12 protein-coding genes are annotated in these 15,223 nt (G+C 59.1%); 6 read left to right on the forward strand and 6 right to left on the reverse strand.

Annotation, left to right across the window (positions count from 1 at the left end; genetic code table 11):
- Window positions 1–29 precede the first annotated feature (29 nt).
- From LUB09_RS03590 to LUB09_RS03605, 4 genes are all read right to left on the reverse strand, one after another.
- Complete coding sequence (locus LUB09_RS03590; protein WP_231421644.1) at window positions 30–662, reverse strand: BRCT domain-containing protein; 633 nt, start codon at window positions 660–662, stop codon at window positions 30–32.
- A gap of 12 nt (window positions 663–674) precedes the next feature.
- Window positions 675–1,064: a hypothetical protein gene (locus LUB09_RS03595; RefSeq protein WP_231421645.1), complete on the reverse strand. Its 390-nt coding sequence runs from the start codon at window positions 1,062–1,064 to the stop codon at window positions 675–677.
- A gap of 172 nt (window positions 1,065–1,236) precedes the next feature.
- Entirely contained in the window at window positions 1,237–3,063 is a 1,827-nt protein-coding gene (locus LUB09_RS03600; RefSeq protein ID WP_209980867.1) for a glycoside hydrolase family 15 protein, read from the reverse strand.
- The gene (locus LUB09_RS03605) at window positions 3,056–3,856 is read right to left on the reverse strand and encodes a glucose 1-dehydrogenase (RefSeq protein WP_209980869.1); all 801 of its coding nucleotides are present in this window, start codon (window positions 3,854–3,856) and stop codon (window positions 3,056–3,058) included. Before LUB09_RS03605 ends, LUB09_RS03600 begins: the two co-directional genes overlap by 8 nt.
- Before the next feature lie 126 nt (window positions 3,857–3,982).
- Here LUB09_RS03605 and LUB09_RS03610 point away from each other — a divergent pair, with 126 nt between their 5' ends.
- Together LUB09_RS03610 and LUB09_RS03615 are read left to right on the forward strand one after the other, a co-directional pair.
- Complete coding sequence (locus tag LUB09_RS03610) at window positions 3,983–4,921, forward strand: type III secretion effector protein (RefSeq protein ID WP_231421646.1); 939 nt, start codon at window positions 3,983–3,985, stop codon at window positions 4,919–4,921.
- 231 nt (window positions 4,922–5,152) lie between these two features.
- Window positions 5,153–6,070, forward strand: a complete 918-nt coding sequence (locus LUB09_RS03615) for a type III secretion protein (protein WP_231421647.1) — start codon at window positions 5,153–5,155, stop codon at window positions 6,068–6,070.
- Window positions 6,071–6,460: 390 nt separating this feature from the next.
- On the opposite strand, the gene LUB09_RS03620 is transcribed toward LUB09_RS03615, so the two are convergent.
- Entirely contained in the window at window positions 6,461–7,612 is a 1,152-nt protein-coding gene (locus LUB09_RS03620; protein WP_209980874.1) for an MFS transporter, read from the reverse strand.
- A gap of 574 nt (window positions 7,613–8,186) precedes the next feature.
- On the opposite strand from LUB09_RS03620, the gene LUB09_RS03625 reads away from it, so the two are divergent.
- From LUB09_RS03625 to LUB09_RS03640, 4 genes are read left to right on the forward strand one after another with little or no spacing between them, the layout of a single operon-like run.
- Window positions 8,187–10,205, forward strand: coding sequence for a type VI secretion system Vgr family protein (locus tag LUB09_RS03625; protein WP_209980876.1), 2,019 nt, complete (start codon window positions 8,187–8,189; stop codon window positions 10,203–10,205).
- Window positions 10,205–11,041: a DUF4123 domain-containing protein gene (locus LUB09_RS03630; protein WP_231421848.1), complete on the forward strand. Its 837-nt coding sequence runs from the start codon at window positions 10,205–10,207 to the stop codon at window positions 11,039–11,041. The genes LUB09_RS03625 and LUB09_RS03630 overlap by 1 nt, the downstream gene beginning before the upstream one ends.
- On the forward strand, window positions 11,034–11,810 hold the full coding sequence (locus LUB09_RS03635; protein WP_231421648.1) for a hypothetical protein: 777 nt from the start codon (window positions 11,034–11,036) through the stop codon (window positions 11,808–11,810). Before LUB09_RS03630 ends, LUB09_RS03635 begins: the two co-directional genes overlap by 8 nt.
- Window positions 11,811–11,821: 11 nt before the next feature.
- Complete coding sequence (locus tag LUB09_RS03640; protein ID WP_231421649.1) at window positions 11,822–13,978, forward strand: lipase family protein; 2,157 nt, start codon at window positions 11,822–11,824, stop codon at window positions 13,976–13,978.
- Here the strand turns inward: LUB09_RS03640 and codA are convergent.
- Window positions 13,975–15,222 (reverse strand): cytosine deaminase, encoded by a 1,248-nt coding sequence (gene codA / locus LUB09_RS03645; protein WP_231421650.1) that lies wholly within the window; start codon window positions 15,220–15,222, stop codon window positions 13,975–13,977. The genes LUB09_RS03640 and codA overlap by 4 nt on opposite strands.
- Window position 15,223: the final 1 nt, after the last annotated feature.

Below are 15,223 nucleotides of genomic sequence, written 5' to 3' on the forward strand. Positions count from 1 at the left end.
GAAAAAATTGGGAATAGAATCGATAGGCCTCAGCCAAACAACACTTGTGTCCAGTGGTTTTCACTGATGATTGCAATGGGAACGCCGTTGTTTCGCAGCTCGACGGCTTTCTTGATTTTGGTGCCATAGGAACTATGCAGCCACTGCTCATTACCGATACTGCCTACCACCAGAAAATGCAGTTTTTTGTTTACCGAGTTACCGATCAGCCCGCCGCGCTCGAGCACAAGCGATTCACAGTCTTTACGGGGGCCGTAAGCCATGACACCGGTAAAAAGAAATACCCGGTCAGGCCAAGCAAGGTCAGGAACCGGATCATTCAGCGGAAGGCTACTAACGTTCGTAGTGCGCTGAGGCGCTCCTACGGAAAGGCCGGCGAACTGATGCAGTGTTTCCAGCAGTTCTATCGACTCATCCTCATCCAGCACACCATCGCTGAGCATGTCGTCGAGTCGTTGGTAAAGAATATTTACTACTGGATCCTCCAGGTGGATCAGATGAGTTTCTATCCAGCTTTTGAGGAACTCGGCTTCAAGTTGGTTAATTTTTCCGTCAGCCGTCAACCCTGCCGTGATACCCACCAACGCATCGGCAGAGCGCCGATCAATACGTGCTTTGTGAAAGAAGCGGCTTCGCTCGAATTCCTGATAAAGGTCAACCATGCGCGCTGCTCCTCACTCTTCCGTTTCTGCCGTTTGATTGATGTACTTCGCTTTTTCCGGCGTAAACGTCACGATCATGTGAGTGCGCGAACAGGTTTTAACGATATCTACAGTCGGATCAATATCCAGGTCCTCTCCGCGAATCCCCTGCCACTGGGCGAGATAGTTGAGCGAACCGAATTTTTCACGCTTTTTCAGGCTGCGGCTCACGCCGCCTTTCCAGCCAAGCGTGGGCAATTCGTTCGCCAGACAGGCTTCCACAAGGTCAGGATGCTTCGCTGCCAGCTCGCGGCCAACCTCCCAGCACTTTATTAGACCTTTGTCCTCGCCCTCCCAGGTCTCACTCCAGCTCAACGCTGGCCGAAGCTCCGTACGGATGGTTTGATGAATGCGTGCGGGCATATTCTCTCCTTGAATACTCATAAGGTCGCAGATCAGTGGTATCGATATACCAGCCTTCTCCACTGATTGCCAAACACCTTGGCATTACCCGCACTTGAGAGAGGAATGATATGGCCTGCCATAGCCTTGTTTCAAACATGGGCACTGTTAGTTACTTATCCCGATCCATCCTTCACGGCTGCCACACCGTCTTCTCCCCACTCAACTTCCTGTCCAGAAACGTCGCCGCGCTGATCAGCGCCAGATGGCTCAACGCCTGAGGCGTGTTGCCCAGGTGCCGTGCCTGGGTGTCGAATTCCTCGGCGTACAGGCCCAGCGGGTTGGCGTAGCGCAGCAGTTGCTCGAATTCCAGATGGGCCTTTTCCACCTGGCCGGCGCGGGCCAGGCATTCGACGTACCAGAACGAGCAGGCCGCGAAAGCGCCTTCGGTGCCCTGCAGGCCGTCGATCTGGCTGTCGTCGTTGCGGTAGCGGTAGACCATGCCGTCGCGTACCAGGCTTTTCTGGATCGCGGCCAGGGTCGATAGCCAGCGCGGGTCGGTGGCGGCGACGAAGCGTACCAGCGGCATCAGCAGCATTGAGCCGTCGAGGGCGGTGCTGCCGATGTGCTGCACGAAATGGCCGCGCTCCTCGTTCCAGAAGTTTTCCCAGATGTCGGCGTAGATCGCCTGGCGCGTCTGGTCCCAGCGGGCGAAGGGGGCCGGCAGCGAACGTTTGGAGGCCAGGCGGATTGCGCGGTCCAGGGCCACCCAGCACATTAGCCGCGAATGCAGGAAGTGATGCTGTTCGCCGCGCATCTCCCAGATGCCCACATCCTTGGTGTTCCAGATTTCGCAAACCTGGTTCGCCACGTCCACCGTGTGTTTCCAGCCCTCATGGGAGATGGCTTCACCGTATTTGTTCACCAGGTAAACCGCGTCCATCAGCTCGCCGTAGATATCCAGCTGAACCTGATCGAACGCTTCGTTGCCGATGCGCACCGGCGTAGCGCCGCCATGGCCGCTGAAGTGGTCGAGGGTGGCTTCCGGCAACTGCTGGCGACCGTCGATACCGTAGAGGATGTTGATCTTGATCGACTGGCCGCAGCAGTCGCTGACCCGGCCTTTGAGCCAGCGCATGTAGCTGTTGGCTTCTTCGATAAATCCCAGGCGCATGAACGCGTAGACAGTGAAAGAAGCGTCGCGGATCCAGGTGTAGCGATAATCCCAGTTGCGCTCGCCGCCGGCAGTTTCAGGCAGGCCGAAGGTGGCGGCGGCAATGATTGCGCCGTGTTTGCGCGAGGTCAGCAGTTTCAGTGCCAGGGCCGAGCGGTTGACCATTTCGCGCCAGCGCCCACGGTAATTGGATTGGCTGATCCAGCCGCGCCAGAACTTCAAGGTGCGTTCCAGATAGAGGTCGGTGCATGCGTTGGTGACGCGCGGATCATCCTCACCGCCGAGCACGAATTCGGCGCCTTCGCCCTGGGCCAGACTGAAGCTGGCGACGGCGGCATCGTCTTCGAGGGTCAGCGCATGGCTGCCGCTCAGGCGCAGGCCAGGCTGGTCGGCGGCGCTGAACACCACGCCTGCATTGGCCATCTCGGCGCGGGTGGTGGCCCGCGCATAGTCATGGCGCACGGCGCAGCGCAGGTGAATGGTCGCCTTGCCGCTGACCACGCGTACGCGACGAATCAACAGCGGCAGGTCATCGACATCCTCACTGACGGTGAGCAGATCGGTGATCTCCACCACGGCTTCGTCACTCAACCAACGGGTTTGCAGCACATTGGTGTCGGGCAGGTAGATCTGCTCGCGACGGGCGTCGGGCAGGTCGGGGGTGAGCTGGAAAGTGCCGGCGTCAGGGGTGTCGAGCAACGCGCAGAAGATCGACGGGCTGTCGAATTCCGGCCAGCAGAAAAAGTCGATGCTGCCCTTGTCGTTCACCAATGCTGCGCTGCGCATGTCGCCAATGATGCCGTGGGCATCGATCGCGCTCTGGGGTTCGTTCCTGAAATCAACCATTGCCACGAAACTCCGGATAAAGGCTCATGCCGCCGTCAATGAAAAGGGTGCTGCCGACCACATAATCAGATGCGTCACTGGCCAGCCATACCACCGCGTTGGCCACGTCTTCCACGTCGCCAACGCGGCCGTAGGGGATCAGCTTGAGCAGCTCTTTTTCTGCCGCGCCTTCGGTGGCTGCGCGGTTGATCGCCGTGCGAATCGCCCCCGGCGCGATGCCATTGATGCGAATGCGTTGCTCGCTGACCTCCTGGGCCAGGGTGCGCATCAACATCTCCACACCGCCTTTGGACGCTGCGTAATTCACATGGCCGGCCCAGGGAATCAGCTGGTGCACCGAACTCATGTGGATGATCTTGCCGGCCGCGCGGGAAACACCTTCGCGCACACCCTGGCGATTGAAAATGCGCACCGCTGCACGGGCGCAAAGGAACTGGCCGGTGAGGTTGACGCCGATCACGGTGTTCCAGTCGTCGAGGGTCATATCGACCAGCTTGGCGTCTTTTTGCAGGCCGGAGTTGGCGACCAGAATATCCAGGTGACCGAATGCGTCGAGGGTCTGGGCAAACAGACGCTCCACGTCAGCCTCTTTTGACACATCGCCGCCGATGGCAATGGCGCGTCCGCCGCCGGCATTGATCTGCGCGGCCAGGGCTTCGGCCGGTGCCGCCTGGGAATTGTAATTGAGCACTACGGCCGCGCCCGCTTCGGCCAGGGCCTTGGCGGCGCCTGCGCCGATGCCGGAGCTGGCACCGGTGACCAGCGCTACTTGTTGCTGCAATGTGATCTGCATCGGCCCACCCACTGATTGTTGAGAGTCCCTTGTGCTGACTGGCGGGCGGCGCTGGAAGTTCAGGGCCATGCATGATTGCCCGCCAGGAACCGATTCCGACCGATGCGCCACACAGGAGGTCAGTTGATGCGTTTCGACCGCAGGTCGGATCTCTCGGCTGCAGACCGCCCCCGTTCACTGGAGAAACCCATGTCGGTATCGACGACTGATCCATCCGTATCCACTTCATCCTTCCATAGCCACTCCCAGGCTAACGCCAGGCCTGAGGAAGCGGCCAAACGCTCTTCGCCTGCTGCGCCGTCCGTCAATGGGCAGAAAATGGCCAATGTGAGCTTTCACTTCCATCAAAACCAGGCCGGACCGGTTTTCGGTCAAGCGCAAACGACAGCGCACATTCAGCATCAGCCCGCCGAGCCTCAGCGCCCTGCGCCTTCGATGTGGGGTTTGCTGGCAATGGTCAGTAACTTGATGAGCCTGTTAGGGTTCGCCCGGCCACCCCTGCTTGCGGGCTTGTCGACGCAGAATAACGAACAGCTGGCGCAAATGCTGTTCAATAATTTCGACGCCTTCAGAGACCCGAAGAAGCCGAGTTATGTCAGCTTCGACAGTATTCGAACGATGGCGAAAAAAGCCTGGACCAGCGATCCGGTCATGAACCAGAACATCCTTCTGGCCAGAGAAATGCTCAAGCGCCCGGCGCTCATGAGAGGTCTCGATCAGGATAAATTCACGGGTGCGCAGGATGGCCTGATCAGGTTGCAAGACCTGGCCGCCGCCAGCCGGGGCGATACTTACTTCAAGTACAAAGGCGATAAAGAGCTGGTCGGATCGATATTCCAGCACTTCAACGAATTGAAATCGCCGGGTGCGCAGGACCTCCGTATCAGCGATCTGGCAAGGTGGGCTGCCGAACCTCTGATGGGTAAAGGTCATCAGGATGACCTGATTCAGATGGCCCGTGAAATCCTCAAGCGTTCTCAGTTGTTGGAAAACATCAATGCCTTTCAACTCGGGTCCGGCGGCGACACTCTCATGCTGTCAGCGCTCTACCACTTGTCTCGCTGACTGTTGCCCCGGCGCCACCCACCGTACGTGGCGCCTGGGTAACGGGTTGGCTGCCCGCCAGGGCGCAACGTTTTTTACATGCTGTCATTGGTGTTTTTCGAACGTTCGGAACTGTCCCTCTCATCCAGCCACATATCAGGTGTTTGCCTGACCTGAGTTTACTCGATGACCGGGCTCATCAAGTTGATGCTCACCAGGCAGGCCTATATTTGAAAAAGTTGGAGATAGCTAATGAGTATCGAGGGCGCATTACCTTACGCACGGCCTTCAGCGCTGGATACAACGGCTATGCGGTCAGCCGTGGCAACACCGGCATCGCCCCCCGAGGCCTGGGGTGAAAGCCGGACGCCTTTAACGGCCGAAACGCCTCGTCAGTCTTCACGGTTGCGCGGATCATTATCCGTGCTGCATCACCGAGGTTTGCAGAATCTCCCCAATGTGCGGGCGCGGACTTCTCCCATCGGCTGCGCAACGACGGACAGCCAGTTGGCCTCGGCACTGGAAAAAGACTATTACCTGTTGTGCCCCTTCCTGAAGGAGGGCCGCCTGACCCTGTCATCACTGCACCAGTTCGCGGCAGAGCCCCATGACGATTGCGACGAGCGCAGCCGCCTGAGCCCGACAGTGGGGGAAATCCTCAAGCGCCCGCGACTGACCGATGCGATCTTGACCCGCGATGGCGACATCACTCGCGACAGCCTCAAGATCGCCGCTTCGGCGATGCAGGGCAGCAGTTCACCGCAGGTATTCAGCCAGGATCCGTTTCATGGCAAGGGCAATCACGAGGTGGTGCTGGCTCTTAAGGAATTGTTCGAGCAATTGCGCGAGCCGGCGAAGGATCGAAAGTTTTTCTTTGGCGCTCGCCAGTATGTGGCAATCGCGGCGCTCAAGGAGGTGATGCTGGACCCTTACGAGGTCGATCGGCACGCAGTGCCTGTAGTCGATCCGTTCACAGGCATGCCCAGACCCAAATACAGCGAGCGCTGCGTGTACATGGCGAAGAATCTGTTCACTCGACCGGAATTGATGCCCTCTCTGGAGCGCACCAACGCCGCGCTGCTGTTTGGTCCGATGTGTCCGCAGGGCTATCTCAGCAATACGAGCCTTGATCATTGGCTTGAGCAGGACGCAGAGCGCAAGGCGCGTTGATGGCAGTTGGCGGAGCCCCTTTACAAACGTTTGGAGCGGTCAGGAGGGAACCATTTGCGGCGGTTTGCCACGAATAAGACACCCCATCGGTAGGAGTGTGCCGATGGGTGTCTTCAACTACTGGATCAGGTCTGGATCATGAACTCGACATCCGTTGAATCTCGTCACGCCCAGTACACCGTACCCCTGACTGCTGCATGTGAGGCCAAAAACCAGGACAAGTCTCTGACGCAGGGCCTCAACCTCACGTCCACGCCTAAATTCAGCTTCAAGGCGCCTACTACCGAGGACTTTCATAAAGGTTCGAGAGCGCTCACGGAGAAGTCTGAATCCGGTTTGTCGAGTTCACTGCTCGCCAGCTTACGGAACCTGTTTTCCCGTCGCACGTGATCATGCCCGCAGTATTTTCCCGCTGACCGCTACCCCTGCCAGCAGAATCCCGATCAGCATGAAGGCGGTGGCCAGACTGCTGCCGTGAGCAATGAACCCGATCACGGCAGGGCCCGCCAGAATCCCTGCATAGCCCAGCGTGGTGATGGCCGGCACGGCAATGTGTTCCGGCATTACGGTCTGCTTGCCGACTGCGGTATAGAGCACCGGGACGATGTTTGAACAGCCGGCGCCCACCAGCGCATAACCGAGCAATGCCATTTCCCAGGCAGGGGAGAGTGTCGCGAGGAATATGCCGGCCGCCGCCAGCGCGCCGCCGACCACGATCACACGCGTTGCGCCCAGACGACGCACGATCACATCACCGGTCAGGCGTCCGGCGGTCATGGTCAAGGCAAAGGCTGCGTAGCCCAGGCCCGCATAGGCTTCATCCAGGCCGCGTTCGGCACTGAGGAACACTGCGCTCCAATCCAGTACCGCGCCTTCGGCCAGGAACACGATAAAACACAGACAGCCGATAAACAGCACCACGCCATGGGGAATGGCAAACGCAGGTCCGGAGCTTTCACTGCCGTAAGGCAACAGATGCGGCCCGGCCTTGAGCAGCGCCAGGACCATGATCACGATCACCACCAGCGTCGCCTGCAATGGCGAGCAGCCGAGCCCCAGCAGGCCCGCGACACCCGCCGCGCCGACAATGCCTCCCAGGCTGAACAACCCATGGAAGCCTGACATCATGGTCTTGCCACTGGCGCGCTCGACGATCACCGCTTGCAGGTTGACCGTAGAGTCCACCGCGCCGAGGCCCGCGCCGAACAGGAATAACCCGGCAATCAGTAGCGGTATCGAACTGACCGTGGCCAGCATCGGCAAGGCCAGGCAGATCATGATCGTACCCGCCGTCAGTACGCGGCGGCAGCCATAGCGTGATGCGAGCACGCCCGCCATTGGCATGGCGAGGATCGACCCCACGCCCAGGCATAACAGCAGCAGGCCCAGCGTGCCTTCGTTGAGGTTCGCGCGCGCCTTGGCATAGGGCACCAGAGGGGCCCAGGCCGCGATGCCGAAGCCGGCGATAAAAAAGGCGATGCGTGTCGACATTTGTTCCAGCCGGCCGGGAACCACGGGCGCTGGGGTGGGGATGGCAGTCATGCAGAGTCCTTGGTTTGACGTTCAACTAACGATGTCCTGCGCGACATCCTTGCACATCAGGCCGTCCCGAGCGAGCGTGCTTGCGTCGCCATTCGAGGCTAAAAGCGCCGGTCGCGAATATTATTTTACAAATGCGGGAACGCTCAGCACGTTACTGACCACAGAAAGGCTATCGAGCCTATGGGAGGTGGTCTTGAAGGGGGGTAGTCCCCGGGGGAAAGGCTGAACCCCGGATTTCCCGCAGGGATTACTCTTATCAGTGCACCTCCCACAGGATCGGTTTTTTGTGATAAACCGACACTTGCTTGGCATGTGACTACAGCTTGTTAGTTATCTGCCTACGAACTAACGTACGAAATTTCTTGTTGATAGTAATCAGTCTGTTGGTCTTTTTTATTATCTTGTAAAAGACACTTCCATCCTCGTCGTACGAAACTTCTTTTTTATTTTTGAAAGGCCGAATTTCCTCTGGAATCGCTAAGCTTCAGGGCGTTCAGGCACTTTTTTTCGCCACCCAGCGGGGACTGACGAGGAAAAGCATTTCAATCAGGAAGTTGATTGGCGGTTACCCAAGATGGCTGATGCGTTTGTTTCTTCACGGTGTAAATTAATCTTTCCAGGGCTGGATACAGACTTTCAGGTATTGGCATTCAAGGGCACTGAGGCCATTGATCAGCCATACTTTATTCAGGTTCAGTTAGTCAGCGAAAACGCCTCTATTGACCTGGAGGCCTTGCTTCATCAACCAGTCTTCCTGTGCCTGGGCGAAGTCGATGAAGGCCTGCATGGGCAGGTCTACAGCGTCGGTCGCGATGACCCGGGTGCACGGCTCACGCGCTACCGCCTCACCCTGGCACCGCGGCTGGCGTGCCTGGCCCACCGCCGCGACCAGAGGATTTTCCAGCTGCGCAGTGTGCCGCAGATCATTGCGGCGGTGCTCGAACACCACGGCATCCTCGCCGACGCCTATGCCTTTGAGCTTGGCCCGGTGGTGTATCCGCCGCGCGAGTTCTGCGTGCAATACGCAGAAACCGACCTGCATTTCATCCAGCGGCTGTGCGAGGAGGAGGGCATCCATTTCCACTTTCGCCACACTGCGGACAATCATCTACTGGTATTCGGCGATGACCAGACGGTGTTTCAGCGCCTGCCCGCGCAGCGTTACAGCGCCTCAGCCGACCCGATGCATCAGGGCGCTCCGGTGGTCCAGCGTTTCGACCGGCGGCTGGCGACACGCAGCCAGCAAACCGTGCGCCGTGATCATGATTTCGAGCACCCTTCGCTGTCCCTGCAGGACACCGCCGGGGATACCGGCGCGCTACCCCATCAGGACTATCGGTACCCCGCAGGCTTTACCGGCCATGCACGGGGTGTGCAATTGGCGCGACGGGGCCTGGAGCGCCATCAAAGCGATCGGCATCGGGTGCTGGGCAGGAGTGATCAACCTGCGCTGCGCAGTGGTCACTTCCTGCCGTTGCAGGACCACCCGGACCCGGACTGCAATGACCTGTGGCTGCTCACGTCGGTGCGCCATGAAGGTTATCAACCGCAGGTGCTGGAGGAAGCAGTCGTCGAGGCTGGCAAGTTCCGTGGTTATCGCAACCGCTTCACCGCGACACCCTGGCGCGCCGTACACCGACCGCCCCTCAAACACCCCAGGCCAACCATCAACGGCAGCCAGACCGCGACAGTGACCGGGCCTGCCGGGGAGGATGTGCATTGCGATGCCTATGGCCGGGTGAAGGTCCGCTTTCATTGGGATCGCCTGGACAAGACCGACGACAAGAGCAGTTGCTGGGTGAGGGTGGCGTCGGGATGGGCAGGTGATGGCTTCGGCGCGATGATGATTCCACGGGTGGGGATGGAAGTGCTGGTGACGTTCCTGGAAGGCGATCCGGACCGGCCGCTTGTCAACGGCTGCCTGCCCAATGCATCACACCTGCCCAGCTACCCGTTGCCACAACACAAGACGCGCAGCGTGTTGCGCAGTTGCAGCTCACCCGGCGGCGATGGCGCCAACGAGTTGCACCTCGAAGACCGGCGCGGCGAGGAACTCATCTTCCTGCGCGCCCAGCGTGACCTGGAACAACAGGTCGGGCATGACAGTCGCCTTGAGGTGGCCGGCGAGCGGCGTGAAGTCATTCGCGGAGTGAATTCGGTGCGCCTGGAAAGCGAGGATCATTGCCATGTCGTGGGTGATCGCAAGGTGGTGCTCGAGGCGCACGATCACCTCGATGTACAGGGTGACAGCCTGACCCGTGTCGGCCAGACCCTGGTGATCGAGGCCGGGCAGCAACTGCACCTCAAGGCCGGTGCCAGCCTGGTGATTGATGCGGGGGCGCAACTGAGTCTGAAGGCCGGAGGCGAACACCTGGTGATCCAGGCCGGCGGTATCTTCAGCAGCCGGCCAATCATCCCGGGCGGTGCGCCGTCCCTCACGCGCTCGATCAGCGCCATGCCGGCGGCGGCTGCGAGTATCTCCACGGCACAGGGCGCCATCATGCGTTTGGCTCGAAAACTGGACGCGGATTTTTGCCCACTCTGTGAACGCTGCCGCGAAGGCCTGTGCGACAGGCTCGGGAGGGCTGCATGATGGAGAACCTGCCCAGCGAATGGATGGTCCGGCAACAACAGGCGGGACGGCGTCTGTGTCTGATACTCGAGGGAAGCAACCGTGCGCGTCAGCCACTGCTGGCCGTGCGTGAGCCGCCTTACTACCGCAGCCTGTACAGCGAGACCGTTGCAGCGCAGCTGGCAGACTCAGGTCCCGTGATGCTGCTGTTGGAGCATCTGAATGAACCCGCTCTGGTTGAGCTGCTGCAACATCCCGAGGGCCATTGGGGTTGGCTGGGGAGCCTGCCCGATGAAGACCTGACCAGCCTGGCGCGACACTGGCGCGAGCGGTTGATCATGGGGCCGGCTGGTAGTCAGGCGCTCTACCGTTTCCACGACAGTCGCACCTTCGCCCGTGCCCTGGCCCATTTACCGAAAGCACACTGGCCGACCTTTCTCGGCCCTATGATCAGCGTGTGCTACTGGCATGAAGGCGCCTGGCAACAAGCCGAGAACCCTGCCCCCGGAGACTACCCGGTGCCTGATCCGGCCCCATGGCTGACCGTCCCAAACCCACAGTCCGAAGCGATCCTGCACGGCAATATCCTGCGCTACCTGTTGGCCGAACACAGCGAAAACCTTGCTGCGCTGTTTGAATTTCAGGACCCCCGAATCTGGTTGACGCAAGTACTGGAACAGGCACGTGCCTGGCAATGGAGTGGGGTGGAGCAACTGGAATTCCTGGTGGTGCGCAGGCTGGAGGAAGCGACGCGAGGCAGCATTGTTCATTGGCCACCGAGAACCGGCGAGACGCCGGGAGAGCATTTTGAACGGGTCGCTGGGCAATGGCGCAGGGCGGGGTGCGAGGATGAATAGGTGGGTGGGAGCGACGTTATTTGTTTTTGTGATGGCGGGGCTTTATGGGTGTGCGGGGAGGACGGCGGAGCGCTTTACGTTGGAGTTGGATTTGCCGGCCGGATTTAAAATTAAAACGGCTGCCAATTATCGACCTGCAACGGGGGAGACCTGCACGCTGCCCCGACGTCGAGGCAAAAGACCTGAACGGAAGGTGTTTTCTTCTGAGTACGCATCGGTAGCGAGTCGAGTGAGTTATGAGCTTCCTCTGACCGAAACGACGGACGGATGTCCCCTGGTATTACGCGACCTGGAGTTTGATATTTATGCAAAGTGGGGAGCGCGGTACTCGGATGTTGCTGGAGAGATCACGAGCATCTTTATCGGTGATGGAGCAGCGGCGGTTGCCTCACCCGAAATGGGTTCGGGTGTTCAGGTGTTACGCCGGCAATGTCAGTGGTTGTTTCGAACCGCAGGGCCCCAGCACACAATCATCAAAGTTCTTAAATGCAATTCGGTAACCGATGAGGAAGACGAGCGCAAAAAATCTGTGGCGGTTGAACGGGACCAGCTTGCGAAGAAAACCCTCAGGGTTGTCATAGGCGTCATCAACGAAGAGCGACCTTACATGGGCGACAACTGGGTCCAGTTTCCACAGGGCTGGAAGCGTTGTCGGGGAAGCAGCCTGGAGGACCAAAACGCTTTTTGCGCCGCAAACACGGTGGACTTCAAGTCTTTCAAAATGCCCGATGGACGTAGATGCACTATTTATCCAACCTGCACTGAATAAGGATATCCAGCATGGCAATTGAGCAATGGAAGCAGCCTTTTTTTAACGAAAGAATGCCTGCTTGTGCATTACGTGGTGATTGGCTGAGCTTCCGTCTTGTGGAGGCATCAGGGGAAGGAAAAGCCTATGGCGGGCTTGCCTACGAGGTTATTGACAGTGCCGGACAGAGACACAAAGGGCAGCTGGACGGAAATGGTTTTGTGCGGCTGGAGGATCAATGCAAAGGTCCTGTCGTGCTGATTTTCAATGCACTCTATGAGGTGGGAGAGAGCGTGTATCAGCACTTGCAGAAGCGCAGTAGCTATCCATTACTTATTACCGACCTCCAGGTCAGAGCTGAAAAAACGCGATTTCTTGATCCTGTAGCTGAGCGTAATGAGAAGAACCCGGCCTGGCAGAAGGGAGATCATTACTATCAGGTTGAGGTGCGTGATCTGGTTCGACACGGGGCCCATTTACCAACGTTGACACCCGGCATTCATGGAACCCAACGACACGCGTTAAAGATGGTGGCCGAGCTGGGTTTTGGTCCTCCTGAACAGGCACTGTCAGGCGTCGTGTTGTTTCCCAACCGGCATACGGTTCTTGAGGTTCGGCCATTACGTGCGCTTCGGCCAATTCTTTCCAGTGATGATCAGTTCTGTGCCTTGAACCTTTACCAATTGGCGCTGATGTCTACTTTGAGTTACTGCGGTTTTGGTCAGGAACCTGCGGATAAACCAGTGGATGAGGTGCATTTCTCGCTGGAGCCCAGTGTGGGAAATGTCTTCGCACAAAAGCTTTCAGGGTATCAGCAGGCATGGAAATTTGACGGCGGGCAGGTGCAGCGCTTTTATCCCTTGTATGAAGATGTACCGTACTCCAAACGTTTTGAAATATTGCCCTTCGACCCTGAGTTGTATCCGCAAAACGCTCCAGACTTGGGGACGGCCCAGGAGCATCCCGCCAAATTGCATTTTTTTGACGATGAGGCGTTTGGCACTGATACCCAAGCCTTTATCTGCCATCACGATGAGATTGTCTTGATTGCTGTACGCGGTACCGCCAGTACATCTGATGGATTAAGGGACGCAAATGCTCACAAGGTGTCCTTTTCCGAGGGTGTCGGCAAAGTTCATCAGGGCTTTTACCAGGCATACGGTGCCATGCGCGATTTTGTGTTGCGATATCTCAGCCTGTTTCATAGGGGGCAACGCATCATCATTTGCGGTCACAGTCTTGGCGGCGCAATTGCCTTGCTATTGGCTGAAGGACTGCGTCGCGTCCCTGACCGAGATTACAACCCACTCCTCTACACTTACGGCGCCCCCCGCGCAGCCGACTCCGAGTTCGTCGCCGGCGCGTCCAGCTTGGTGCACCATCGCATCGTCAACCACAACGACCCCGTGCCCAGTGTCCCGGCCACATGGATGAACACCACTGCCAAGCTGTGGATTCCCGGTGCTGTCGCATTGTTCAGTGCCCCCGGACCCGGCGGCTTGTTGTTCGCCGCCGGGCTGGTGCGCGTGGGTGGCGACCCCTATCAGCATCATGGCGAACAGCAGCATTTCATGCCGATCAAGCTGCCGGATGGCACGCAGTCTTCGGTGTTGTGGAAACCCGGTTGTGAGTCCATCCAGGAAGCGGCCTGCAATCGCGCGCTGCAGCTGTACGGTGACATGCCCGCGCGTGACAACCTGCTGAAACAGCTATTTCAGGCCAGCCAGCATTTCATGACTGCCAGTTACATACCGGCCGCCTGGGCCACCTTGCGTCGTTGGCAGCAGACCCTGGAAAGCCAGGGTACGCTGGTCACGCCGAGGGAGTTCGAATGGATCGACCGAGCGCTTGAGCATATGGGCCAGCAACTGCGCAACAGGAACCGCGAACTTGATCGTCGTCGGCCGACTAACCAGCGCAGTCACGCGCACCCACTCAGCCAGGCCTTGAGTGCCGAAATCGACCGCTTGCGCACCAGCCGCGAGCGCCTGCAGAGCTTGCGCTGGCGCCGCCTTGATGCCCGCGACGTCTATGGCAGTCATGCCGACGCGCCGCACCTGCAACCCTGCCTTAAACGTTGGTTCAGCCATCGCGAGAACCGCGCATTGTCCCAGGTTGCCAGCATTCCTCCGCCCACCCTCGATGATCGAGGGAGGGTGCATACGCTGGATATCGACTCGATCGTCTAGCCCGCAGCGTGCAAAAATTCCACCTGCGCGGGCTGGCGTTTCATTAGCACCTTGCCATTGCGGATCGAGTACAGCGGCAGGCCCTGGCTGCGAATTACCTCATAGTCGCTGTCTGCCGAGAGAATCAGCAGGTTGGCCGCCCGCCCGGGCGCCAGGCCGTACCGGTCACCCAGGGCCATGGCCTTGGCGCTGTTGTCGGTGACCAGATCGAGGGCGCTTTGCAGGTTGCGGTAGCCGAGCATATGGCAGATGTGCAAGCCCGCTTCCAATACGCGCAGGATGTTGCCGTTGCCCAGCGGGTACCACGGATCGACGATGGAGTCCTGGCCGAAGCACACGTTCATGCCGGCCTCCAGCAGTTCGTTGACGCGCGTAACGCCACGGCGTTTCGGGAAACTGTCGAAGCGCCCTTGCAGGTGAATGCTTTCGGTGGGGCAGGACACGAAGCTGATGCCCGAATGCCCCAGCAGGCGGAACAGTTTGGCGCAGTAGGCATTGTCGTAGGAGCCCATGGCCGTGGTGTGGCTGGCGGTGACACGGGCACCCATGTCGCGGCTGCGCGCTTCTTCGGCAAGCACTTCGAGGAAGCGCGAGTGGGGGTCGTCGGTTTCGTCGCAATGCACGTCCACCAGGCAGCCGGTGCGCTCGGCCAGGTCCATCAGAAATTTCACCGAGCTTACGCCCTGGTCACGGGTGTACTCGAAGTGCGGAATGCCGCCGACCACATCGGCCCCCAGGCGAATGGCTTCTTCCATCAGCTCACGGCCGTTGCGGTAGGACTCGATGCCTTCCTGGGGAAAGGCGACGATTTGCAGGTCGATCAGGTGCGCGCTTTCCTCGCGCACCTGCAGCATGGCCTTGAGCGCGGTGAGGTCCGGGTCGGTGACATCGACGTGGGTGCGCACATGCTGGATACCGTGGGCGGCCAGGGCCTGAATGGTCTTGCGGGCACGGGTGCGGGTGTCTTCCTCAGTGATGGTGGCCTTGCGTTCGCCCCAGCACTCGATGCCTTCGAACAACGTACCGCTCATGTTCCAGCGTGGTTCGCCGGCCGTGAGGGTGGCATCGAGATGGATATGCGGTTCGACAAAGGGCGGTATCACCAGATTGCCGGCGGCGTCCAGGTCGTGGGCTGTTAACGCAGGCACAGCGGTCTGTGCCGTGATGCTGGCAATCCGGCCATTTTCCAGGTGCAGATCATGCAGGCCTTCACGGTTGCGCAGGCGGGCATTGATGATGTGCATG

Source organism: Pseudomonas sp. Leaf59 (assembly GCF_920984685.1).
Classification (GTDB): Bacteria; Pseudomonadota; Gammaproteobacteria; order Pseudomonadales; family Pseudomonadaceae; genus Aquipseudomonas.

Bases quoted from the DNA above. Each gene is read 5' to 3' on its own strand.
- LUB09_RS03620 (WP_209980874.1), bottom strand. From the start codon at position 7,612: ATGACTGCCATCCCCACCCCAGCGCCCGTGGTTCCCGGCCGGCTGGAA.
- LUB09_RS03640 (WP_231421649.1), top strand. From the start codon at position 11,822: ATGGCAATTGAGCAATGGAAGCAGCCTTTTTTTAACGAAAGAATGCCT.
- LUB09_RS03615 (WP_231421647.1), top strand. From the start codon at position 5,153: ATGAGTATCGAGGGCGCATTACCTTACGCACGGCCTTCAGCGCTGGAT.
- LUB09_RS03635 (WP_231421648.1), top strand. From the start codon at position 11,034: ATGAATAGGTGGGTGGGAGCGACGTTATTTGTTTTTGTGATGGCGGGG.
- LUB09_RS03600 (WP_209980867.1), bottom strand. From the start codon at position 3,063: ATGGTTGATTTCAGGAACGAACCCCAGAGCGCGATCGATGCCCACGGC.
- LUB09_RS03605 (WP_209980869.1), bottom strand. From the start codon at position 3,856: ATGCAGATCACATTGCAGCAACAAGTAGCGCTGGTCACCGGTGCCAGC.
- LUB09_RS03590 (WP_231421644.1), bottom strand. From the start codon at position 662: ATGGTTGACCTTTATCAGGAATTCGAGCGAAGCCGCTTCTTTCACAAA.
- LUB09_RS03630 (WP_231421848.1), top strand. From the start codon at position 10,205: ATGGAGAACCTGCCCAGCGAATGGATGGTCCGGCAACAACAGGCGGGA.
- LUB09_RS03595 (WP_231421645.1), bottom strand. From the start codon at position 1,064: ATGCCCGCACGCATTCATCAAACCATCCGTACGGAGCTTCGGCCAGCG.
- LUB09_RS03610 (WP_231421646.1), top strand. From the start codon at position 3,983: ATGCGTTTCGACCGCAGGTCGGATCTCTCGGCTGCAGACCGCCCCCGT.
- codA (WP_231421650.1), bottom strand. From the start codon at position 15,222: ATGCACATCATCAATGCCCGCCTGCGCAACCGTGAAGGCCTGCATGAT.
- LUB09_RS03625 (WP_209980876.1), top strand. From the start codon at position 8,187: ATGGCTGATGCGTTTGTTTCTTCACGGTGTAAATTAATCTTTCCAGGG.